The following is a 23607-nucleotide window of genomic DNA, read 5'->3' as shown; positions in this document are numbered from 1 at the left end:
TTATGATATTAGGGGTTGGGACAGATATAATTGAAATTGACAGAATAAAAAGAGCTATAGATAATACGCCAGGATTTTTAGAAAAGGTATTTACTAAGAAGGAAGTTGAATGGCTATCTAAAAATAAGCCTAGAGTAGAAAGTATTGCTGGAAATTTTGCTGTAAAAGAAGCTGTTAGTAAGGCATTAGGAACAGGAATACGAGGATTTAGTTTTAAGGATATTGAAGTATTTAGAGATGAGCTAGGAAAACCAGTAGTAAAGGTGTCTAGTAAAATAGAAGAAGTTATAAAATCTAAAAACTATTTATTTAATGTATCTATTTCTCACAATAAAACTATGGCAATTGCTTTTGTAGTTTTGGAAGATCGTCAATCTACATAATTAAAAAAATATATTTATTTAACTTAATAATAAATTATGAATAAAATAAACATTTACTTAATATTAGTAATAATGAAATAGTGATTATGGAGGGAGTTATGAAAAAGAAAATAATCATTTCATTATTATTAATAATACCTTTTATATCTATTGTTCTTGTTATTATCTTTAGAGCTAAATTTTTACCAGACAATGAAGATATAATTAGAGAATTGAAAAATATTAAATGTTATGAAACGAAAGTTGAGTACATAGTTAAGAACACAAAAGGAGAAGAACGAGAAGATACAATTCAATACTATTCAAGCGAAGATGGTGTAAGAATAGAATTTGAAGATGAAAAAGTAAAGGTATTTAAAGAAGATGGTATTCATGTAAAGGATAGTTCAGATAGTAATGAATATGTAATAGATGAAGGTATGGATATACTTCATTCATTGGCATTTATGAATAAGATATTATCATATCCACTTAAAAGTGATTCAATAAAAGAAGGACAAGAAGAGTGGGGAGATAAAATATATATTCAAGTTGATACAGAGTTATTTTTAGAGAATGAACATTTTGACACTGCAAGAATCTTTATTAATAAGAAAACTAAAACACCAATAGGTATTATAGTATATGATAAAGAAGGAAATGATTCTTTAAGAATAATATATGATGATTTTAAAGAAGTTAAAGAATTTAATAAACAGATATTTAACTAAGGACAAGCATGTGTGTAGTGCTGAATTGTAATATATTCACACTACACATAACGAAAAGCTGAGAAGTAAGATAGCACTAAAAAGCAAAAGATGAAATATTATAGAAAAATCAAATTTATAAATTTAGCCAATTGCAGTATTTAATGAAATCAAGGTGTATTTATAGTGACAAGTTAAGTACATAGAGATTAGTAAAAATAATTACAATATTGCTTTATAAAGAGTGAAAATGTAAAAAATTACGAAATTTGCGATATATAGTGACGTTTCTATTTACAAATTGACATTATTTGAAATATAATTTTCTTATACATAGAAAATAGAACTCTTAGGAGGAACTTTATGTCAGAAAAAATAGATAATACAATAAACCGCAAATTTAAAAATGAATTTGAAAAAAGTAGTAAATTTATTAAAGATAATTTAATAGTATATAGTGAGAAGAACGAATCATGTGAGTTCTTTGAATTAATGAAAAAGGGATATAAAGAAATGTCGAAAATTAATTTGGAGATAGCAGGATGTAGTAATTCATCACAAAAGTCACTTAAATACCAATATGATGATATAAATGAATATGAGAAATGGCTTTGCGGAGTGTGATATTTTTAATGACTACTATGGTTGTAAAAAGAGGGGATATTTTTTATGCAGATTTAAGTCCGGTTATAGGCTCTGAGCAAGGTGGAATTAGACCAGTTATTATAATACAAAATGATATAGGGAATAAATATAGTCCTACTGTTATCGTAGCAGCTATAACTTCTCAAATTAACAAGGCTAAACTTCCAACACACGTTGAAATTTCTTCAGAAGAATACGGACTAAATAGGGATTCTGTTGTTCTTTTAGAGCAAATAAGAACCTTAGATAAAAAAAGACTAAAAGAAAAAATAGGTCATATGACTGAAACTGATATGAAAAAGGTAGATAAATCATTACTTATTAGTATAAGTCTAGCTTAAATAATTTATAAAAAAACTGTATCAAAATGTTATTAATAAATTTTGATACAGTTTTTTTATATATTTATGTATATTAAAAGTGATATAAATAAATGAATATATGATGTATACTATTAAATAAATACTATACACTTTTTATAAAAATAGTGTATACAAATGATTTGCCTTATGATAAAATAAATTTGGGTAATTTACATAAATATAGAGTATAATAAAAGAATATTAATATAAATTGTTATAATGGAGGCCTATAAATGGTTAATAATGTAGAAAAATTAAAATCAGTATCTAAATTAATTAGAAAAGATATAGTTTCAATGTTAACAGAATCAGCATCAGGACATCCAGGAGGATCATTATCTGCTACAGATATAGTTACGACTCTTTTCTTTAAAGAAATGAATATAGATCCAAGTAATCCAAGTAATCCTGACAGGGATAGATTTGTATTATCAAAGGGACATGCAGCACCAGTTTTATATAGTGCTTTAGCAAGAAGAGGATTTTTCCCAGTAGAAGAATTAAATACTTTAAGAAAGTTTGGTTCAAGATTACAAGGACATCCAAGTATGAAATGTTTACCAGGAATTGATATGTCAACTGGTTCTTTAGGGCAAGGTATTTCAGCAGCAGTTGGAATGGCTTTAGCTGGTAAGATGGATAATAAAGCATATAGAGTATATACTATTTTAGGTGATGGTGAATTAGAAGAAGGTCAAGTTTGGGAAGCTTCTATGGCAGCTGCGCACTATAAATTAGATAACTTAACTGCTTTTGTAGATTTTAATGGACTACAAATAGATGGGAATATAGAGAATGTTATGAATCCATCACCAATAGATAAGAAATTTGAAGCTTTCGGATGGAATGTTTTAGTTATTGATGGACATAATTATGATGAAATAATAGATGCAATAGAAAAAGCAAAAAATTGTAAGGGTATGCCTACAGTAGTTATTTGTAAGACTGTAAAGGGTAAGGGAGTGTCATTCATGGAAAATGAAGCTGCATGGCATGGTACTGCACCTAGTAAGGAACAATGTGAAAAAGCTTTAGCTGAGATTGGAGGAGACAGATAATGAGTAAGAAAATCGCTACAAGAGAAGCATATGGAAAAGCATTAGCAGAATTAGCAAAAGAAAATGAAAATGTAGTAGTATTGGATGCAGATTTATCTAAATCTACTAAGACAGCTGATTTTAAAGCAGTTTGTCCAGAAAGATTCTTCAATATGGGGATTGCTGAAGGAAACATGATGGGAGTTGCTGCAGGGTTATCTACTTGTGGAAAAGTTCCATTTGTAAGTACCTTTGCAATGTTTGCAGCAGGAAGAGCATTTGAACAAATAAGAAATTCAATTTGTTATCCTAAATTAAATGTTAAAGTTTGTGCTACTCATGCTGGATTAACAGTTGGTGAAGATGGTGCATCTCACCAAACAGTTGAAGATTTATCATTAATGAGAAGTATACCAAACATGGTAGTTATATCACCTGCAGACGCAGTTGAAACTATGGCTGCAATTAAAGCTATAGCAAATTATAATGGACCTTGTTACGTAAGATTAGGAAGAGCTGCAGTTAATGTTATAAATGATGAAAACACTTATGAATTCAAATTAGGAAAAGGTGTTGTTTTATCAGAAGGTAAGGATGTAACTATAGTTGCGACAGGAATTATGGTAGATGCAGCAATTGAAGCAAAAGAAATTTTAGCAAATGAAGGAATCAATGCTAAGGTTATAAATATACATACAATAAAACCTTTAGATAGCGAATTAATAGTTGAAGCTGCTAAAGAAACTGGAGCAATTGTAACTGCTGAAGAGCACAGTATAATTGGTGGATTAGGTTCTGCAGTAGCAGAAGCTATTACTGAAAAGTATCCAGTACCAGTTTTAAAGGTTGGAGTTAATGACGTATTTGGAGAAAGTGGTAAGCCAGATGAATTATTAAAGGCATACAACTTAACAGCTCAAGATATAGTTAATAAAGTTAAAGAAGCAATTACTCTAAAAAAATAGATTTAAATATAAAGTGAATTCTCAGTTTAGAATTCATTATCTAGGGCTTGATAGTGTTAGTTACAGTATCTAGTCTTTAGATAAACCACAAACAGCTATTTACCACTAAAACTGCGATTAAAAAATCGCAGTTTTTTTATGGTTAAATAAGGTATATAATGGAGATGTGTGTTAAATTGCATAGGATAAAATATATATAATGAGGGAAAATAATACAAGTAATTTTGTTTTATAAGGAGTAATTATATGAAAAAGAAAAATATTAGAGAGTTTGCCCTTATTACAATTGGGATACTTTTAGTTGCAATTTCAGTTGTTTATTTCTTTGATCCTAATAATATAGCGGCAGGAGGTATAACTGGATTAGCAATTGTAATAAATCATTATGTTCCATTTATATCTATTGGACCATTAGTTTTAATGATGGATGCAGTTTTGTTTATAATTGCATTGATAGTTTTAGGAGCTAAATTTGGTGCTAAAACTATATATTCTAGTGTTTTATTATCAACATCAATGTGGGTAATGCAAACTTTTATACCAATAAATATTACTAATGATTTGATGTTAGCAACTATATTCGGTACATTAATATCTGCAGGTGGAATGGCAATTGTGTTCAATGCCAATGCTTCAACTGGAGGTACAGATATAATAGCAAAAATATTAAATAAGTTTTTTCATATTGAAATAGGAAAATCATTATTAATGGTTGATTTTTTAGTAACTTTATTAGGAGCAATAACTTTTGGAATAAATATAGGGTTATATGGATTATTATCAGTAATAATCAATGGAATAGTTATAGATAATATAATAGCTGGATTTAAGACTAAAAGTGAAATTACTATAATAAGTGATAAAAATAAAGAAATAAGTAAGTTTATACTTAATGATTTAGAAAGAGGTTGTACATTTATTAAAGGTGTTGGAGGCTTTACTGGAAAGGATACTGCTTTATTATATACTGTATTAGATAGAAGTGAGTTCGTAAAGTTAAAAAATAAAATTAAAGAAATTGATAAAAATGCTTTTATAACAGTTGGAGAAGTTCATGAGGTTATGGGCGAAGGATTTATGGGAATAGATGAAAATTAAATAAGAATGGGAGATATGTATGCAAAAGATTAAAGAGTATTTATTAACAACAATTGGAGTGGCGTTAACGGCTATAGCACTAGAATATTTTTTCTTTCCATGTGATATAGCTGCTGGCGGAGTATCTGGAATAGGTTTAGTTGTAAATAAGGTTTTAGGTTTAGATACTAGTATAGTTGTACTTGTGCTTAATATATTATTATTTATATTAGCATTTACTATCCTAGGAAAATCATTTGGAGCAAAAAGTATTTATGCAACTGTAATGTTATCTGTATTTATGTGGATAATTGAAAAAATATTAAAGCCAGGTGTGTTAACTGAAAATATGTTTTTAGCAAGTGTTTTTGGGTCAATTCTTTTAGGGATGGGAGCAGCAATAGTTTTTCACCAAGGTGCATCTACAGGAGGAACTAGTATTATAGCAGCTATAATAAGTAAGTTTACACCTATTGGCATAGGAATATCTGTTTTACTTACAGATTCATTTGTTTGTTTATTAGCAATTAGTGTATTTGGAGTTGATAAAGGATTATTTGGATTCTTTAGTGTTATTTTAATAGGTTTAATAATAGATAAATTTATAGATGGATTTAATACTTGTAAACAAGTATTCATAATAACATCAAAGGAAAAAGAAATAGTCAATCATATAATTAAAAACATTGATAGAGGGTGCACTGTACTTAATGGGAATGGTGGATATACTGGAAGCGATGTAAAGATAATATATACAGTATTAAACTCAAATCAGTTTATTGCATTAAAAAAATATGTAAAGGAAATAGATCCAGCTGCATTTTTAACAGTAAATGATTCTACAGAAGTTTTAGGAGAAGGTTTTAAAGCTTATGAATAATATAAGTTAAAAAAATTAATCTATAACTTGAAAAAATTAGTAAATCAATAAAATATATCTACTTCATAATTAGAATAATTAAAGTTGACTAAAACTAAAATTTAAAATTATAAATTGAAATTATAAATTGAAATTATATGGAGAGGAACGAAATTATAAATAAAATAAGAGATTTTGTTTATACATAGTAATATAAGGTAAATACACCTTAAATGTTGGTATTATAGGTGTTTGTATGTTATAATGGCTTTATAGTTTATGAAGACATATAAGTTAATGATATAAAGAGGTGTATTTATGATTGAATTTAAGGACGTGTCAAAGGTATATGACAACAATGTAAAAGCATTATCGAATGTAAATATAAAAATTAATTCAGGAGATTTCGTTTTTTTAGTTGGGCCTTCTGGCGCAGGTAAATCAACATTCATAAAAATGTTACTAAAAGAAGTAGATCCAACAATGGGAGAAATTATAGTTGCAGATAAAGAACTATCTAAGGTAACTAGAAGACAAGTCCCATATTATAGAAGAAAAATAGGTATGGTATTCCAAGATTTTAGGCTTATACCAACTTTAAATGTATATGAAAATGTTGCTTTTGCAATGAGAGTTGTTGAAGCATCACAAAGGGAAATTAGAAAAAGAGTGCCTATGGTATTATCTTTAGTTGGCTTATCTCATAAGTATAAGATGTTCCCTAATGAATTATCTGGAGGAGAGCAACAAAGGGTATCATTAGCAAGAGCTATAGTTAATAATCCATCAGTATTAATAGCTGATGAGCCTACAGGTAACCTTGACCCAGAAACAGCTAAGGAAATAATGGATTTATTAGAAGATATAAATAGATCAGGAACTACAATATTAATGGCTACTCATGCAAAAGACATAGTTGATAATATGCAAAAAAGAGTTATAGCTATTGATAAGGGAATGATAGTAAGAGATGATAGGAAGGGGATGTACGAAAATGAGAATTAGTACGTTAAACTATTTTATAGTTGATGCATTTAAAAGCATAAAAAGAAATAGGACAATCAGTATTGCTGCAATGATTACAGTGTTAATAACATTTTTCGTTTTTGGTACGTTTACTTTATTAGCATTAAATTTTAATAAAAGTATAGAAGATGTAGCATCTAAAATTCAAATCCAAGTATATCTTAAGGATGACATAAAATTAGTTGATCAAAAAGAAATAGAATTAAAACTAATGGAGCAAGAGCAAGTTAGCGAAGTTACATATGAATCAAAAGATGAAGCATTTTTAAATTTAAAAGAGAATTTAGGAAGTAATGAAGGTCTATTAGAAGGTTATGATTTAAATAACAACCCATTACCAAGTTCATTTATAGTTAACTTAAAAGACCCAGCAGCTGCAGAAGATGTAATAAATAATGTTGAAAATATGACAGGTGTTGAGGGAATAGGAAATCAACAAGATGTTATTGATACAATAAGTAAATTTGTTGATATAGTTCAAATTGTAGGTATTGGTTTATTTATAGTGTTTGTAGGTGTATCTGTATTCTTAATTATGAATACAATTAAACTTACTGTATATTCAAGAAGAAGAGAAGTTGGAATTATGAAGTTTGTTGGTGCAACAGACTGGTTTATTAGATGGCCATTTGTTATCGAAGGGATAGTAATTGGTGCGATTGGATCATTAGTATCAAGTATACTATTATACTTTGCATATAACGGTGTATTTAGTTGGATAGTATCATCTATGTTTATAGTAAATCTAGTACAACCACAATTCGTTTTAACTACATTATTAGCTTGCTTCGTTGGTGGAGGAGTAGTAGTTGGAGCTATAGGAAGTATATTTGCATTAAGAAAATTCTTAATTGTATAGTATATAGAATTCATTTATTAGGCAAAAATATATATATAAAAGAAATTATTTGGAAACTACAACTCATTAATTTATTATGGGTTGTAGTTTTAAGCAAATAAAGGGTAAATATAATATATTAAATATAGAAAGGAACGAATATTTATGGAGAATTTAAATGAAGGGGAAATTAAACCAAAGAAAAAGAAATATAAAATTATAAAAGGTTTAATAGTCATAGCATTTCTTGGAGTATCGTATTTAGGTATATTTTACTTAGGTAACATGTTAGCAACTAAAGGTATTGTAATAGGATCTGTGCCAGAAAAGGCAGTTGCTGATTTAGAGGCCATTGAGGATTCAGGAAAGTATTCAAATTTATTCAATTTAAGAAGTATGCTATTTTCCATGTATGATGGAGAGTTAGATGATGAAAAGCTACTTGAAGGTGCAATGAAGGGAATGGCAGAAGCAGTTGGAGATCCATATACAGTTTATATGGATAATGAGGAGTTTAATGCATTTATGGAGTCTAGCCAAGGTAGTTTCTATGGAATAGGAGCTCAGTTAGGAGTTAGAGATAATAATGTTACAATAATAGCACCAGTTGAGGGCTCACCAGCAGAAGAAGCAGGACTTAAAGCTGGGGATATAATATTAAAAGTTGATGATTATGAAGTTACAGATTTAAATACAGAAGCAGTTGTCTCAAGAGTTAGAGGTGAAGAAGGTGCTCCAGTTACTTTAACTATTAGTAGGGAAGGGGTTGAAGGACCTTTTGAAGTAACAATTGTAAGAGCTGAAATTAAAACTGAATCAGTAAAAGGTGAAATACTTGAAGATGGAATAGGATATATTCAAATAAGTACCTTTAGCGATGAAGAAGTAAGTGATAAGTTTAGTGAAAAATTAAATGAATTAAAAGACCAAGGAATGAAAAAACTAATATTAGATTTAAGAGGAAACCCAGGTGGATACTTAAATGAATGTGTTGAAATTGCTTCTAATTTTATTCCAGAAGGAGAAGTAGTAACTTATACAATTGATAAATATAATAAAAAAGTAATATCAAACTCAATAGGTGGAGATGCTATAGGAATACCATTGGTTGTGCTTGTTGATGGAGGAAGTGCAAGTGCATCAGAAGTTGTTACAGGTGCATTAAGGGATCATGAGGCTGCTACAACAATAGGAACAACTACATTTGGTAAAGGAATAGTTCAACAACTTAAAGTTTTACCAAATGAAATGGGAGGACTTAAGGTTACAACTTCAAAGTATTACACTCCAAATGGGGAAAATATACATGGTACTGGTATTGAACCAGATATTACTGTGGAAATTCCACAAGATATATTAGACCAAGATTATGATAGAAGCATTGATCCACAATTTCAAAAGGCCTTAGAGGTAATAAAAGAAAAGAATTAATTTAGGAGGCTCAAGATGGATTTAATAATTCATAGTTTACAGTCTATAGCAATAGCAATTATTGAGCCAATGCATTTACTTATGATTTTAATATTTGGGATAATATTTTATTTCAAAAATGTTAGGATTGTGTCTATCCAAAAGATGACATTAGGAGAGGGGATTAATACCCCTCTTGAATTAACATTATCCCAGATTGTATTAGGAATATTAGCAGGTGCAATTGGAACTATTATATTATCGGTGCTTGGAGTTACATTTAATGAAAACTCAGGTATAGAATTTATATTTATGATATCAATATTATCTTTATTTTATAAAAAGAAATATATATCATATGCGTATTCAGGAGCAATTTTAGGGATAATAGGAATTTGTTTAAAGATAATTAGTAATATTTCTGGAATGAAATTGTTTATGAATATTAACATATTATCATTAGTTACTTTTATTGGAGTAATGTATGTACTTGAGGGAATTTTAATAATATTAGATGGAAATAGAGGAGCAATTCCTGTATTTACAAAGAAGGATGATAAAATAGTTGGTGGATTTTCATTTAGTAGATATTGGCCAGTTCCAATAGCTATATTGATGATTTTTACAAATAGTGCAGCAACAACTGATTCGGTTTATTTAAATGTATCATCATGGTGGCCTATAGTTAATAGAAGTGAAACATTAGCAATATTGGCAACTACAATGATAGCAGCTATTCCATTGTATGGAATGATGGGCTATGGAAATGTCACTTTTACTCAAGAGAAAAAAGTAAAAGCATTAAGATGTGGTGGAGCCATTTTAATTTACGGTATTTCTATTATGTTAATAGCACAACTAGCAGGAATTAATATATTAGGTGAGATATTTACTATTATTTATCTACCTTTAGCTTATGAAGTAATTATGAGATATGAAACTAATATAGAAAAAAAGGGACAATGTCTATATGTTAGTGATGACGAAGGCATAATGGTTCTTGAGGTTACACCAAATTCACCAGCATATGAAGTTGGCATTAAGCGTGGAGATAAAATTATTGAGATTAATGGAGAAAATATACAGTCAGAAGGCGATATATTTAAAGCTGCTAGAGAGACAATATTTAATATACCAATTAAAATAAAAAATAATTCAGGACAAGTATTAGAATATATTGTACAACCTAGAAACAAAAGATTAGGACTCCTTTTAGTACCAAAGATGGTTAAAAAAGAAGATATGTTTGAAATAAAACCAGATGATTTAAAAAATATAATTGATGAGCTTAAAAATAAGAAGTAGAGGAAAGTTATACTAACCTCTACTTTTTGTTATAAAAGTTTTGAAAATGGTGAAGATAGAAAGTAAAATGTATTTATGTAAATAAGAAAAATTTGGAGTTGATATACATGGGAGAATTTAAGATACATTCTAAGTTTAAACCAACTGGAGACCAACCTACAGCTATAGATAGTTTAGTCTCAGGAATAGAAAAAAATGAAAAATATCAAACATTACTAGGAGTAACTGGTTCTGGTAAGACATATACAATGGCAAATATAATAGAAAGGGTACAAAAACCTACTATAGTTTTAGCTCATAATAAAACATTAGCAGCGCAATTATGTTCAGAATTTAGAGAGTTCTTTCCAGATAATATAGTAGAATATTTTGTATCATACTATGATTATTATCAGCCCGAAGCATATGTTCCACAAACTGATACCTTTATTGAAAAGGATGCTTCTATAAATGATGAAATAGATAAATTAAGACACTCGGCTACGTCAGCATTATTTGAAAGAAGAGATGTAATAATAGTAGCATCAGTATCTTGTATATATGGATTAGGTAATCCAGATGAATATAAGAAGTTAACTATTTCTTTAAGAGTCGGAATGGAAAAGGAAAGAGATGAAATAATTAAGAAACTTATAGAAATTCAATATGAAAGAAATGATATTGATTTTTCTAGAGGTACATTTAGAGTTAGAGGAGATTCATTAGATATTGTTCCAGCTTCATCTTCAACTAAAGGAATTAGAATAGAATTCTTTGGTGATGAAATTGATAGAATAAGGGAGTTTGATATATTAACAGGAAAGATATTAGGTGAAAGAGAGCATGTTGCTATTTTCCCAGCTTCTCACTTTGCTGCATCTCAAGAAACTTTAAATAAGGCAATAAAGCAAATTGAAGATGAATTAGAAGATAGATTAAGAGAGCTAACATCTCAAGATAAGTTATTAGAGGCTCAAAGATTAAGACAAAGAACTAATTACGATATAGAAATGATTAAGGAAATGGGATATTGTAGTGGAATAGAAAATTATTCAAGAGTTTTAGATGGAAGAGCACCAGGTACACCACCAAAGACTTTATTAGATTACTTCCCAGATGATTATTTAATGTTCATAGATGAAAGCCATGTTACTTTACCACAATGTAGGGCAATGTATGCAGGGGATAGATCGAGAAAAGATACATTAGTTGAATATGGATTTAGACTTCCATGTGCTTATGATAATAGACCACTTAAATTTAATGAGTTTGAAAGTAAAATTAATCAGCTTATCTTTGTTTCTGCAACGCCAGCTCAATACGAATTAGATCATTCGACTAATATTGCAGAGCAAATAATAAGACCTACTGGACTGTTAGATCCTGTAGTTGAAATTAGACCTGTAACAGGGCAAATAGATGACCTTTATGCAGAAATAATTAAAACAACAGAAAGAGGATTTAGAACTTTAGTTACAACGTTAACTAAGAGGATGGCAGAAGATTTAACTAAGTATTTAACTGAATTAGGAATTAAGACGACTTATATGCATTCTGATATAAAGACTATTGAAAGAATGGAGATAATAAGGAATTTAAGATTAGGTGAGTTTGATGTCCTTGTTGGAATTAACCTTTTAAGAGAAGGTTTAGATATTCCAGAAGTTGCTCTTGTTGCAATTTTAGATGCAGATAAAGAAGGATTCTTACGTTCAGAAACATCTATGGTTCAAACTATAGGTAGAGCAGCTAGAAATTCTGAAAGTAAAGTAATTATGTATGCAGATAAAATGACTGGATCTATGGATAGAGCTATTAAAGAAACAAACAGAAGAAGAGAAATTCAAATGAAGTATAATGAAGAGCATGGTATTGTACCAAAGACAATTATTAAGGATATAAGAGATGTAATTGAAGCAACGAAGGTTGCAGAAGATTCTTCAGAATATAATGTTAGTAAGGAATCTTCTACTTTAACTGAGAAGGAGAAGAAGAAGTTAATTAAGCAATATACTGAAGAAATGAAAGATGCAGCTAAGAATCTTCAATTTGAAAGAGCAGCTGAGCTTAGAGATATGATTAATGATTTGAAGGAAAAATAATTTCCTAGGAAATTGCATTAAGTATTCTTATAAGAATCATTTAAAAGTATCATAATTTAAATAATAGTATATATGATATACTGTTCTTGAACAGTTTTGCAAATATAACAAAACACTCATATCCAATATATATTTTTAATTTATGTTAAATGATTCCTATGTAATGTAGGAATCATTTTTTTAATAAATATTAATTTATATAAGTATAATTGTTTGATATAATTTAAATAATTATTTGGTATGGGGATGGGGGATGGATAGCTTATGAATTCAAGTAACAAAATATTAGTTGTTGAAGATGATTGGGATATAAATGGGCTATTATGTAAGATATTAAGTCAAAATGGATATTATGTAAGGGGTGCATATTCCGGGTCAGAAGCAAAGATGTGTATTGAGCAGACTCAATATGATCTTGTAATTTTAGATTTAATGTTGCCAGGAATATGTGGAGAAGACTTAATAAAAGAAATCAGAGAAGATTATATAATGCCAATAATAGTTGCATCAGCTAAAACAACCCAAGAGGATAAAATTGGAGTCTTAAAGATGGGCGCAGATGATTTTATCAGCAAGCCATTTGATATAAATGAAGTCTTGGCTAGGGTAGAGGCACAATTAAGGAGATATACAGCATTTTCAAGTTCTAAAAAAAGAAGTAATAATAAATTAACTCATAAAAATTTAACTTTAGATATAGATAGTAGACAAGTACAGGTAAATGGAATAGATATAAATTTAACAGTTAGGGAATTTGATATATTGGAATTGCTAATTAATAATCCTAATAAGGTGTTTACAAGAGCAAATTTATTTGAATCAGTTTGGAAAGATGAATTTATTGGAGATGACAATACTGTTAATGTACATATTAGTAATTTAAGATCAAAGATATCTAAGATAGATAAGGAAAATGAATATATACAAACAGTATGGGGAATTGGATTTAAATTAAAAGAATAACTAATAACTGATTTTATAGCATTACCAGGAGTATTACAATTAGCTGATTATGCTAGTAATTGGGTAGCTTATTATTTGCTTGAATTAGAACAGAAGCAATTACTTGTAAAAGTAACAAAGGAATCTATTGAGAGTAAAGAACTAAACAATAAGTCTGTAGGAAAGAAAATTACAATAGGAAATAGTATATTTAAAAAATGTAATTATACAATTTAAATAGTGGTTGGTAGAAAAATTAATTAGTTCTACCAACCATTTTTTAATCTTATTTATTATCTCTGAAAACTTAATACTTTCTTAATATTTTCTTTAAGGTATCTTACAACTATGAATATACAATGTAAGTAAATTAAGAATTTAAATAAAAAAGAAGTGATAGATAAATTATTACTTAGGGGGTAAATAAAAATGAAAGAAGTTGTATTGAAGACATATAACATTACTAAGAAATATGGTGAACAACTGGCTGTAGATAATATTAATATGACTATTAAAAAAGGAGATATATATGGATTTATAGGTCAAAATGGTGCTGGTAAAACAACATTAATTAGACTTATTACAGGATTGATTCATAAGAGTGGTGGAGAAATAGAGCTTTTAGGGGCAAATGGAGAAAATGAGTTAAATAAAGCGCGAACAATGGTTGGAAGTTTAATTGAAACACCTTCATTTTATACAAATATGACTGCAAGGGAAAACCTAGAAGTATCTAGATTAGTAAGGAATATACCGGGAAAGAAATGTATAGATGAGGTATTAGAATTAGTTGGCTTAAAGGATGTTGAAAAGAAAAAAGTTAAAAACTTTTCTTTAGGAATGAGACAAAGATTGGGGATTGCAAATGCACTAATGGGAAATCCTAAATTACTTATACTAGATGAACCTATAAATGGACTTGATCCAATGGGAATCGTTGAAATAAGAGAATTATTAAAGAAGATAAATAAAGAAAAGGACATGACAATGTTAATATCAAGCCATATATTAAGTGAGTTATCAGAACTTGCAACAACTTATGGAATAATCTCAAAGGGAAAATTAATTGAAGAAATAACAGCTAAACAACTATCTGAAAAATGTAGACAATATATAGATTTAAAGGTAGATGATGCAGCTAGAGCAGTAACTTTATTAGAAAGAGAGCTAGGAATAAGTGATTATGAGGTGTTAGAGGATAACAATATAAAGGTATTTTCTAATTTAGATAATGTTGGTGAAGTAAATTCAATGCTTTCAAAGGCTGGAATTATTGTTGAAGGTATAAGTGTTAAGGGGGAAAATTTGGAGGAGTACTTTATGAATGCAGTTGGAGGTGTTTTGAATGATTAAAGCAATACAAGCAGAATTATATAAATTATTTAAAAATAGAACATTTGCGGTGCTAATATGTGTTACAGTTTTGTTATCTACATTGACAGTAGTTATGTGCTCACCTATTTTTGAACAAATACTTAGTGATAGCTTAGGTGATATGCCAGAAGAACAAAAAGCAATGCTTATGGAGCAAATGACAGCAATGTCAGATAGTGATGCAATAGTAACACCAGGTGAAGTAGGAATTCACTTAAAAGCTAAAGATATGATGAATCCAACAGCCATAGAAGTATATCATGCCTCATTTGGTTCAGGGGTCATGGAAATATTAATAGGAATATTAGTAGCAGCATTAATGGCAAAGGAATATTCACAAGGGACAATAAAGAATTTTTTAGCTTATGGCAAAAAAAGAGAAGAGTTTTATCTAGCAAAATTTGTAGCAATGGTTGTAGCAATTGCAATAATATCAGCAGTTATGACAATATTACCAACGGTAATTGTAATTATTATGAATGGATGGGGAGAAACCTTTGAATTTTTACAATTAGTAGGAATGATAAAAACATTTATGGTGTCAGTTATAGCTAGTTCAGCAGTAGCAGCATTGGCTATGGTTATAGCAACATTAGTAAAAAGCAATGGAACTACAATAGGAATAACAGTAGCAATATTTATAGGGGTTCCAACATTTGCAGGATTCTTATACGGAATATATCCTTGGTTTGATAGGATTTATGAAGTATTACCATTTTATAATTCAGCATTAGCAACTTCAATTAAAGCGGGAAATGGAGATTTACTAAGATCAGTAATAATTTCATTAGTAACAATAGGAATTTCATTATTTGTAGGAATAAGAATATTTAAGGCTCAAGATATAAAATAATAAAGGTTAGTTACTTGAAATGATTAATATTAAATTAGGATTTTTGCCTAATAGAAATGGTGAATCAGCACAGATAAAAAGGCATATAATTTTATCATTATTAGCTATAGTAATTCAAGTTTTTACATTACTTTCAAATTTATAAGACTGTTATAAAAATGGTGATGAGTAAGGGGAGAAATAGTATGTTAGAAATAAAGAATTTTTCAAAAGAATATTCAAAAGGTAAAAAAGCAGTTGATAATATATCTTTAACTGTAAATAGTGGAGAGATATTTGGATTTATAGGGCATAATGGTGCAGGAAAAACAACAACGATTAAATCTATAGTCGGAATATTGGAATTTAATGAAGGTGATATATTAATAGATAGTAAATCTATTAAGAACAATCCAGTAGAATGTAAAAAGATAATGGCATATATTCCAGATAATCCGGATCTTTATGAAGCTTTAACAGGAATACAATATTTAAGTTTTATTGCAGATATTTATAAAATAAGTAAAGAACAAAGAGAAAAGTTAATTAAGTATTATGGTGATAAACTTGAATTAACTAAATATCTAGGGGATTTAATTTCTTCATATTCTCATGGTATGAAACAAAAGTTAGCAGTAATATCTGCATTAATTCATAAACCAAAGTTATTAATATTAGATGAACCGTTTGTTGGATTAGATCCTAAGGCTTCCCATACACTTAAAGAGATAATGAGAGAGCTTTGTAATGAAGGGAGTGCAATATTCTTTTCAACACATGTACTAGAGGTAGCGGAAAAATTATGTGATAAGATTGCAATTATTAAGGGAGGAAAGATAGTTGCAGAGGGTACTACTGAACAAGTTAAGGGTAATAATTCTCTAGAAGATGTCTTTATGGAGTTGATTGATAATGAGTAATTTATTTATTTTATTAAAAAATTCATTTATAAATAATACAGGAATTAATTCACTATCTAAGGGAGTAAGTACTTCTAAAGAAAAAAAGAAATTATTAATTAGTACAGCAACACTAGTATTAATAGCAATAGTAATATGTTTTATGGCCACATCATACTCAATTGGATTAGCTACAGTATTAAAACCAATGGGATATTTAGATTTAATATTAATAATTGCGGTATTATTTTCATGTATTTTAAGCTTTATAACATCAATTTATAAAGCACAAGGAACATTGTTTAGCTCAAAAGATTATGACGTATTAATGGCTCTTCCTATAAAAAATAGTACAATATTAACTAGTAAAATATTAAGTTTAATGTCTATAAGTTATATAGGAACAGCACTTATAATAGTACCAGCTTCAATAGTATATTTTATTTATAATGGAAGTTTATCATGGATTTTCTTCATTATATTAATAATAGGATTAATATTTATACCAATGCTCCCAATAATAGCAGCTTCAATAATAGCTGTTGCTATAACATTTGTATCATCAAGGTTTAAGCATAAAAATATAGCAACTACAATTGTTGGTATGATAGCAGTTTTATTAATTATGATAGTTTTAATGAATATGCAAAGTTATATTAATGCATTTATTGCAAATAGTGATTCAATAGTAAATGGATTATCTAGAATATACCCACCTGCAATGTATTTAAAAGAAGCTTTAGTAAGTTATGATATAGTTAGTTTAATAAAGTTTATACTAATATCAACAGTTCCATTTTTAATATTTGTTTTAGTGTTTAGTAAGACATTTAAAGCTATAAATGGGAAATTATCAGAAAGCTATAAGAAGGCAAATTATAAGGTGGCAGAATTAGAAGCAAGCAGTATAACAAAAGCATTAGTTACACAGGAGCTAAGAAGATATTTTGCAACACCTATTTATGTTATGAACACAGCAGTTGGAATGGTATTATTAGTTGCAGCAGCTATAGCAACATTATTTATAAGCAAGGAAACATTAGCAGTATTTTTAGGATATCCTGAAATAGTTAATATAATTCCCATAGGAGTATTAGTTATATTAGTGTTTACTATAGGATTATCTTGTACAACAAACTCATCAATATCATTAGAAGGAAATAGGTTATGGATATTAAAATCATTACCAATAGAGCCTAAGGATATTTTTAAGGGAAAGATAATAACTAATTTAATAATAACAATTCCAGCATCAATTATAGCTAATATAATATTTTATATAGGATTAAAATTCGAGATTAAGTATCTAATTTTCAATTTAATAATTAGCATAGTATTTGCAGTTATATCAGCTATAATAGGGATAATAACCAATTTATATTTTCCAAAGATGGAATGGACAAATCCAACAACGGTAGTAAAACAAAGCGCAAGTGTATTAGTTACTATTTTATTAGTATTTATATTAATATTAGTAGTTGTGGGAGTAGCTGTTGCATTAGTGCAAGTATTCAATATTACCAATATGATGATTATTTTAAGTACAGTATTAATGATGTTTTTAATAGTTTTATTTGGTTCAATTAAGGTATTGAATAATATAGGTAGTGAAAAGTTTAATAGATTGTAAAAAAAGTTACCTCGGAGAAAAGTTTATTTTTTAGAACATTCTCTTGAGGTGGCTTGTTTATATTTATAGACTGTTGGAAGGATTAAGCATAGAGCATATAGTATACTTAAAGAATAATTTTAATTTTGACATTAATAAAATTAAATTTGCATTTATATACAAATAAATTAAGAAGTTTAATTAATAAAATCTAAAATTTTAATTATGAGGGAGTATATCTAAGGGCATATATGTAATGAATTTATATATAGAATAGGAGAGAATATGGGGATAACGTGTATTTTAATAGCAATAATTATTGTTTTAATAGCTGTTATTATAGGATATAAAAGAGAATTTAAAAGAATAAGTAAGCAAATTAATAATAATTTAGATGAATATGTAAATATAAAAACAAAATCTGTAGATAAGGATATAGAGTCTTTAGTTGAAAATATAAATTTGATTTTTGATTCTAAACAAAGGATTGTTGCAGAGAAGAATAAGAACGAAGAAGAATTAAGGGCTAGTATATCTAATATGTCCCATGATTTAAGAACACCATTAACATCAATAATGGGATATTTGCAAATAGCAAGATTAGAAGGTATATCGGAAGAGGAAAAAAATGAGTATATAGATATTGTAGAAAATAGAGCAAAATCATTACAACAGCTTATTAGTAGTTTTTACGATTTATCTAGAATAGAGGGAAATGAGTATAACTTTAATTATAAAAAGGTAAATTTAAAAAACATATTATGCGAAAATATAGCCGCATTTTACAATGATTTTATTAATAATAATATTAATCCGATTATTGAAGTAGACGAAAATATTAGAGAAATTATATCGGATGAAGGAGCTATTACAAGAATTTTTACTAATTTAATAGGAAATATAATTAAACATGGTGAAAGTTATGTAAAAATTACTTTAAAACAAAAGGATGATGTAATAATAACAGAGTTTATTAACAAAACAACAGATTTAATGGAAGAAAATGTGGATAAATTATTTGAGAGATTCTATACTGTGGATAAATCAAGAAGTGATAGAAATACAGGATTGGGATTGTATATAACTAGGGTTTTAGTAGAAAAATTAGGATGTAGTATAAATTCAACATTAAAAAACGAAGAATTGACAATACAAATTTTATGGAAATAGGATAAAAATATTTATAATAAATGCAAGCAAATTTAAGAAAAGTATTTGCTTGTATTTTTTTTATAAATAAATGAAAAGGTATTCGAAAATCATTGAAATAAAAATACTAATATGCTAGTATACTAGTAAGAGGATGAAAATTTATTTTTATAAGACTAGGCTATAAGAGTATTGTTAATTAAAAACCACATAGTTAAACTTAGACACCACATAGTTAAACTTAAACACCTTTCATAAAATATTAAACTTAACACAGATTTATTAACATGAACTATGGCCGGTCTTAAAACAATTAATAGTAGGTGGAAGTAATGGGGAATATTTTAGAAAAATTTAATAAACAAAAAGATTTTCTTATTTGTATAGATTCTGATGGATGTGCAATAGATACTATGGATATAAAGCATATAAAATGTTTTGGACCTTGTATGATTACTGAATGGGATCTTGAAGAGTGGAGGGAACCTATATTAGATAGTTGGAATAAAGTTAATCTTTATACATTAACTAGGGGAATAAATAGATTTAAGGGATTAGCAGTAGCACTTACAGAAATTAATGATAAATATATAAAAATTGAAGGATTAGATGAGTTTTTAAAGTGGACAGAGAAAACCTTAGAACTGTCTAATGAATCTTTAGAAAAAGAAATAGAGAAAACAACAAACAACATTTGTATAAGAAAAGCTTTAGAATGGTCAAGAGCTGTCAATAAATCTATTGATTTATTAAGTGAAGAGGAAAAATGCCCATTTGAGGGTGTGAAGGAAGCTATAATAGAAGCTAAAAAAATTGCAGATATAGCAATAGTATCATCTGCAAATGAAAAAGCAGTATTAGATGAATGGAGTCATAATGGACTTTTAGAAAACGTTGATATAGTTTTAACTCAAAATGTTGGTTCAAAGGCCTATTGTATAAGTAAGCTTATTGAAAAAGGATATAATAGAAGAAATGTTTTAATGGTTGGAGATGCTTTAGGGGATCTTAAAGCTGCTGAATCAAATGAAGTTTTATATTATCCAATAATGGTTAAAAAGGAAAAGGAGTCTTGGAATAGATTTACTAGAGAGGCTTTGAAAAAATTTGTTGATAATTCATATATAGGGGAGTATCAAGAGAAGGTTATAAATGAATTTAAATCAAACTTATCTAAATAAAAATCATATATAATTTAAGTAAAGGGTGGAGTTAAGGTGAAAAACATAGAGTTCAAAAGTAAAAAGATATTAGGTTTTGGAGAAATAATGTTAAGGCTTACTCCTCCTAATAATCAAAAAATAATACAATCAGATTCTTTTGAAGCTGTATATTCTGGAGGAGAAGCAAATGTAATAGCAAGTCTTGCTATACTAGGCCATGATACTAAATTTATAACAAAGCTACCAGATAATTATTTGGGGAAAAAAGTTATAAGTAAGTTTAGAAGTTATAATGTCAATGTAGAGGATATCATAATAGGACAAGGCAGATTAGGTGTATATTATTCAGAAATTGGACATGGTCTTAGAAGTACTGAAGTTATATATGATAGAAAATATTCAGCCATTTCTATGGCAAAAAAAGAAGAATTTAATATAAAAAATATGCTAAAAGGTGTTGGATTAGTTCATTTATCAGGAATAACACCAGCTTTAAGTAGTAATTTGAAGGAACTTATAATTGATATTGTGAAGGAGTGTAAAAACCAAGGGATATTGGTTTCTTATGACTCAAATTATAGGTCAAAGCTTTGGTCTATAGATGAAGCAAGGGAAGTATTGGAAGAAGTATTACCTTATATAGATTTTGCTTTTTTAGGCTATCTAGATATGATAAATATACTTAAATTTGAGGATGAAAATTTAGAATTTGAAGAAAGATTAAAGTATCACTATGAAAATTTATTTAAAAAGTATCCAAATTTAAGGTTTGCATCATGCACTAAGAGAACTGTAAATTCAATAAATAATAATACTTTACAGGGATATTTATTTGATGGAAATAACTTATTTAAATCAAATAAGTATACATTTGATATATTAGACAGAGTTGGTGGTGGAGATGCTTTTACAGCAGGAATACTTCATGGAGTTTTAAATGAAATGGAAAATGAGAGAATCGTTGAATTTGGGACATGTGCAAGTGCATTAAAGCATTCAATAATAGGAGATATAAATATTATTGATGAAGATACAATTAATTCATTTATTGATAATGGCTTATGCAATGTTAAAAGATAAAAAAATTTTTTATAGCTAACAATAAAAATATAAATAAATTATAACAAATTTTAGGAGGGGTTATTATGTTATATCCAATAATTACAGAATCAAGACAATTAATAGACTTAAATGGGATATGGAGATTTAAATTAGACAATGGTAACAGTCTTACAGAGGAGTGGAAGAACACGCCTCTAAAAGAAACAATGGAAATGGCTGTTCCAGCATCATATAATGACTTAGTAGAAAGTCAAGAAGTAAGAGACCATGTGGGCTGGGTATGGTATGAAAGAAATTTTGTTATTCCTAAATTTTTAATGAATGAAAGAATAGTGCTAAGATTTGGGTCAGTGACTCATGAAGCAAAAGTATATTTAAATGGAGAATTATTAGTTGAGCATAAGGGTGGATTTACTCCATTTGAAGCAGAAATAAATAATTTACTAATACAAGGTGAAAATAGATTAACTGTTGCTGTAAATAATATAATCGATGAAACTACTTTACCAGTTGGGTTAGTAAAAGAAGTAGAGATTGATGGAAAAAAAGTTATTAAGAATTCAGTTAACTTTGACTTCTTCAATTATGCAGGAATACATAGACCTGTAAAAATATATACAACTCCAAAGAATTATGTAGAAGACATAACTATTGTTACTGATTTTGAAGAAGCAACAGGATATGTTAATTATGAAATTAAAACAGTAGGAGAAGGTAACATTAGTGTATCAATAATTGATGAAGATAATAATGTAGTTTCACAAGCAACAGGAAAGTGTGGAAAACTAGTTATAGATAACGTTAAGTTATGGGAACCAATGAATGCATATCTATATAAATTAAAAGTAGAGCTATTAGACAATGACTCTATAATTGATACTTACTTAGAAGAGTTTGGAGTAAGAAAAGTTGAAGTTAAAGAAGGTAAGTTCTTAATTAACAATAAACCGTTCTATTTTAAAGGCTTTGGTAAGCATGAAGATTCTTATATTAATGGAAGGGGGATGAATGAAGCTGTTAATATTAAAGATTTCAATTTAATGAAATGGATTGGAGCGAATTCTTTTAGAACAGCACATTATCCTTATTCAGAAGAAATAATGAGACTTGCAGATAGAGAAGGTATAGTTGTAATTGATGAAACACCTGCAGTAGGAGTACATTTAAACTTTATGGCTACTGGATTTGGTGGAGATGTAGATAAGAGAGATACATGGAAAGAAATCCAAACTAAAGAAGCTCATGAGCAAGTTTTAAGAGAGTTAGTAGCAAGGGACAAGAATCATCCATGCGTTGTGATGTGGTCTGTAGCAAATGAACCTGACTCTGATTCAGAAGGAGCAAAAGAATATTTTGAGCCATTAATAAAATTAACTAAGGAGTTAGACCCTCAAAAGAGACCAGTTACTGTAGTTACGTATTTAATGTCTACTCCTGATAAGTGTAAAGTTGGAGATATAGTAGATGTATTATGTTTAAATAGATATTATGGATGGTATGTTGCTGGTGGAGATTTAGAAGAAGCAAAAAGATTGCTTGATGATGAATTAAAGGGATGGGAAGAGAGATGCCCTAATAAACCAATAATGTTCACCGAATATGGGGCAGATACTGTTGCAGGTTTACATGATACAGTTCCAGTTATGTTTACAGAAGAATACCAAGTAGAATATTATAAAGCTAACCATGAAGTTGTAGATAAATGCAAAAACTTTGTTGGAGAACAAACATGGAATTTTGCAGATTTTGCTACAAGTCAAGGTATTATAAGAGTTCAAGGTAATAAGAAGGGTATATTTACTAGAGAAAGAAAGCCTAAAATGATAGCTCATGCATTACGTGAAAGATGGACTAATATACCAGAGTTCGGTTATAAAAAATAGAATAATATTAGTTTAAA

Annotated in this window: 24 protein-coding genes; all 24 read left to right on the top strand. The window is 28.4% G+C overall.

The features are described 5' to 3' along the window. Positions 1-2 precede the first annotated feature (2 nt). Complete coding sequence (acpS, locus tag I4V63_RS08795; RefSeq protein ID WP_196000923.1) at positions 3-383, top strand: holo-ACP synthase; 381 nt, start codon at positions 3-5, stop codon at positions 381-383. A gap of 98 nt (positions 384-481) precedes the next feature. Next, a complete protein-coding gene (locus I4V63_RS08790) occupies positions 482-1093 on the top strand; it encodes a germination lipoprotein GerS-related protein (protein WP_196000922.1) in 612 nt (203 codons plus the stop codon). A 342-nt stretch (positions 1094-1435) separates the two neighbouring features. Beyond that, on the top strand, positions 1436-1696 hold the full coding sequence (locus tag I4V63_RS08785) for a hypothetical protein (protein WP_196000921.1): 261 nt from the start codon (positions 1436-1438) through the stop codon (positions 1694-1696). Between the two features lie 8 nt (positions 1697-1704). Beyond that, positions 1705-2058, top strand: coding sequence for a type II toxin-antitoxin system PemK/MazF family toxin (locus tag I4V63_RS08780; protein WP_042401953.1), 354 nt, complete (start codon positions 1705-1707; stop codon positions 2056-2058). Between the two features lie 254 nt (positions 2059-2312). Then, entirely contained in the window at positions 2313-3137 is an 825-nt protein-coding gene (locus I4V63_RS08775) for a transketolase (RefSeq protein ID WP_196000920.1), read from the top strand. Further along, a complete protein-coding gene (locus I4V63_RS08770; RefSeq protein ID WP_196000919.1) occupies positions 3137-4081 on the top strand; it encodes a transketolase family protein in 945 nt (314 codons plus the stop codon). The genes I4V63_RS08775 and I4V63_RS08770 overlap by 1 nt, the downstream gene beginning before the upstream one ends. A gap of 246 nt (positions 4082-4327) precedes the next feature. Beyond that, a complete protein-coding gene (locus I4V63_RS08765; protein WP_196000918.1) occupies positions 4328-5179 on the top strand; it encodes a YitT family protein in 852 nt (283 codons plus the stop codon). 19 nt (positions 5180-5198) lie between these two features. Then, a complete protein-coding gene (locus I4V63_RS08760) occupies positions 5199-6038 on the top strand; it encodes a YitT family protein (protein ID WP_196000917.1) in 840 nt (279 codons plus the stop codon). Positions 6039-6335: 297 nt separating this feature from the next. Then, a complete protein-coding gene (gene ftsE, locus I4V63_RS08755; RefSeq protein ID WP_196000916.1) occupies positions 6336-7022 on the top strand; it encodes a cell division ATP-binding protein FtsE in 687 nt (228 codons plus the stop codon). Beyond that, positions 7012-7902 carry a permease-like cell division protein FtsX gene (gene ftsX, locus I4V63_RS08750; protein ID WP_196000915.1) on the top strand — a complete coding sequence of 297 codons (891 nt, stop codon included), beginning with the start codon at positions 7012-7014 and terminating at the stop codon, positions 7900-7902. Before ftsE ends, ftsX begins: the two co-directional genes overlap by 11 nt. 144 nt (positions 7903-8046) lie before the next feature. Further along, positions 8047-9312: a S41 family peptidase gene (locus I4V63_RS08745; RefSeq protein ID WP_196000914.1), complete on the top strand. Its 1266-nt coding sequence runs from the start codon at positions 8047-8049 to the stop codon at positions 9310-9312. A 15-nt stretch (positions 9313-9327) separates the two neighbouring features. Next, positions 9328-10596, top strand: a complete 1269-nt coding sequence (locus I4V63_RS08740; RefSeq protein WP_196000913.1) for a PDZ domain-containing protein — start codon at positions 9328-9330, stop codon at positions 10594-10596. Between the two features lie 107 nt (positions 10597-10703). Continuing rightward, complete coding sequence (uvrB, locus tag I4V63_RS08735; protein WP_196000912.1) at positions 10704-12677, top strand: excinuclease ABC subunit UvrB; 1974 nt, start codon at positions 10704-10706, stop codon at positions 12675-12677. 264 nt (positions 12678-12941) lie between these two features. After that, on the top strand, positions 12942-13640 hold the full coding sequence (locus I4V63_RS08730; RefSeq protein ID WP_196000911.1) for a response regulator transcription factor: 699 nt from the start codon (positions 12942-12944) through the stop codon (positions 13638-13640). Between the two features lie 75 nt (positions 13641-13715). Beyond that, positions 13716-13856, top strand: coding sequence for a hypothetical protein (locus I4V63_RS08725; protein WP_196000910.1), 141 nt, complete (start codon positions 13716-13718; stop codon positions 13854-13856). A gap of 192 nt (positions 13857-14048) precedes the next feature. Continuing rightward, entirely contained in the window at positions 14049-14972 is a 924-nt protein-coding gene (locus tag I4V63_RS08720; protein ID WP_196000909.1) for an ATP-binding cassette domain-containing protein, read from the top strand. Beyond that, complete coding sequence (locus I4V63_RS08715) at positions 14965-15846, top strand: ABC transporter permease subunit (protein ID WP_196000908.1); 882 nt, start codon at positions 14965-14967, stop codon at positions 15844-15846. Before I4V63_RS08720 ends, I4V63_RS08715 begins: the two co-directional genes overlap by 8 nt. 19 nt (positions 15847-15865) lie before the next feature. Then, the gene (locus I4V63_RS15810) at positions 15866-15991 is read left to right on the top strand and encodes a hypothetical protein (RefSeq protein ID WP_279325752.1); all 126 of its coding nucleotides are present in this window, start codon (positions 15866-15868) and stop codon (positions 15989-15991) included. Positions 15992-16031: 40 nt separating this feature from the next. Further along, positions 16032-16745, top strand: a complete 714-nt coding sequence (locus tag I4V63_RS08710; protein WP_196000907.1) for an ABC transporter ATP-binding protein — start codon at positions 16032-16034, stop codon at positions 16743-16745. Further along, positions 16738-18354, top strand: a complete 1617-nt coding sequence (locus tag I4V63_RS08705; protein ID WP_196000906.1) for an ABC transporter permease — start codon at positions 16738-16740, stop codon at positions 18352-18354. Before I4V63_RS08710 ends, I4V63_RS08705 begins: the two co-directional genes overlap by 8 nt. 264 nt (positions 18355-18618) lie before the next feature. After that, a complete protein-coding gene (locus I4V63_RS08700) occupies positions 18619-19503 on the top strand; it encodes a HAMP domain-containing sensor histidine kinase (protein WP_196000905.1) in 885 nt (294 codons plus the stop codon). Between the two features lie 311 nt (positions 19504-19814). Next, positions 19815-20663, top strand: coding sequence for an HAD hydrolase-like protein (locus tag I4V63_RS08695; protein ID WP_196000904.1), 849 nt, complete (start codon positions 19815-19817; stop codon positions 20661-20663). 36 nt (positions 20664-20699) lie between these two features. Then, positions 20700-21725: a sugar kinase gene (locus tag I4V63_RS08690; RefSeq protein WP_196000903.1), complete on the top strand. Its 1026-nt coding sequence runs from the start codon at positions 20700-20702 to the stop codon at positions 21723-21725. A gap of 65 nt (positions 21726-21790) precedes the next feature. Then, the gene (gene uidA, locus I4V63_RS08685; RefSeq protein ID WP_196000902.1) at positions 21791-23590 is read left to right on the top strand and encodes a beta-glucuronidase; all 1800 of its coding nucleotides are present in this window, start codon (positions 21791-21793) and stop codon (positions 23588-23590) included. The last annotated feature ends 17 nt before the right edge of the window (positions 23591-23607 follow it).

The organism is Clostridium sp. 1001271B_151109_B4, from assembly GCF_015670405.1.
Classification (GTDB): Bacteria; Bacillota; Clostridia; order Clostridiales; family Clostridiaceae; genus Clostridium.
Note: the sequence above shows the minus strand (reverse complement) of the source record. Positions and strands in the feature narration are given on the sequence as shown.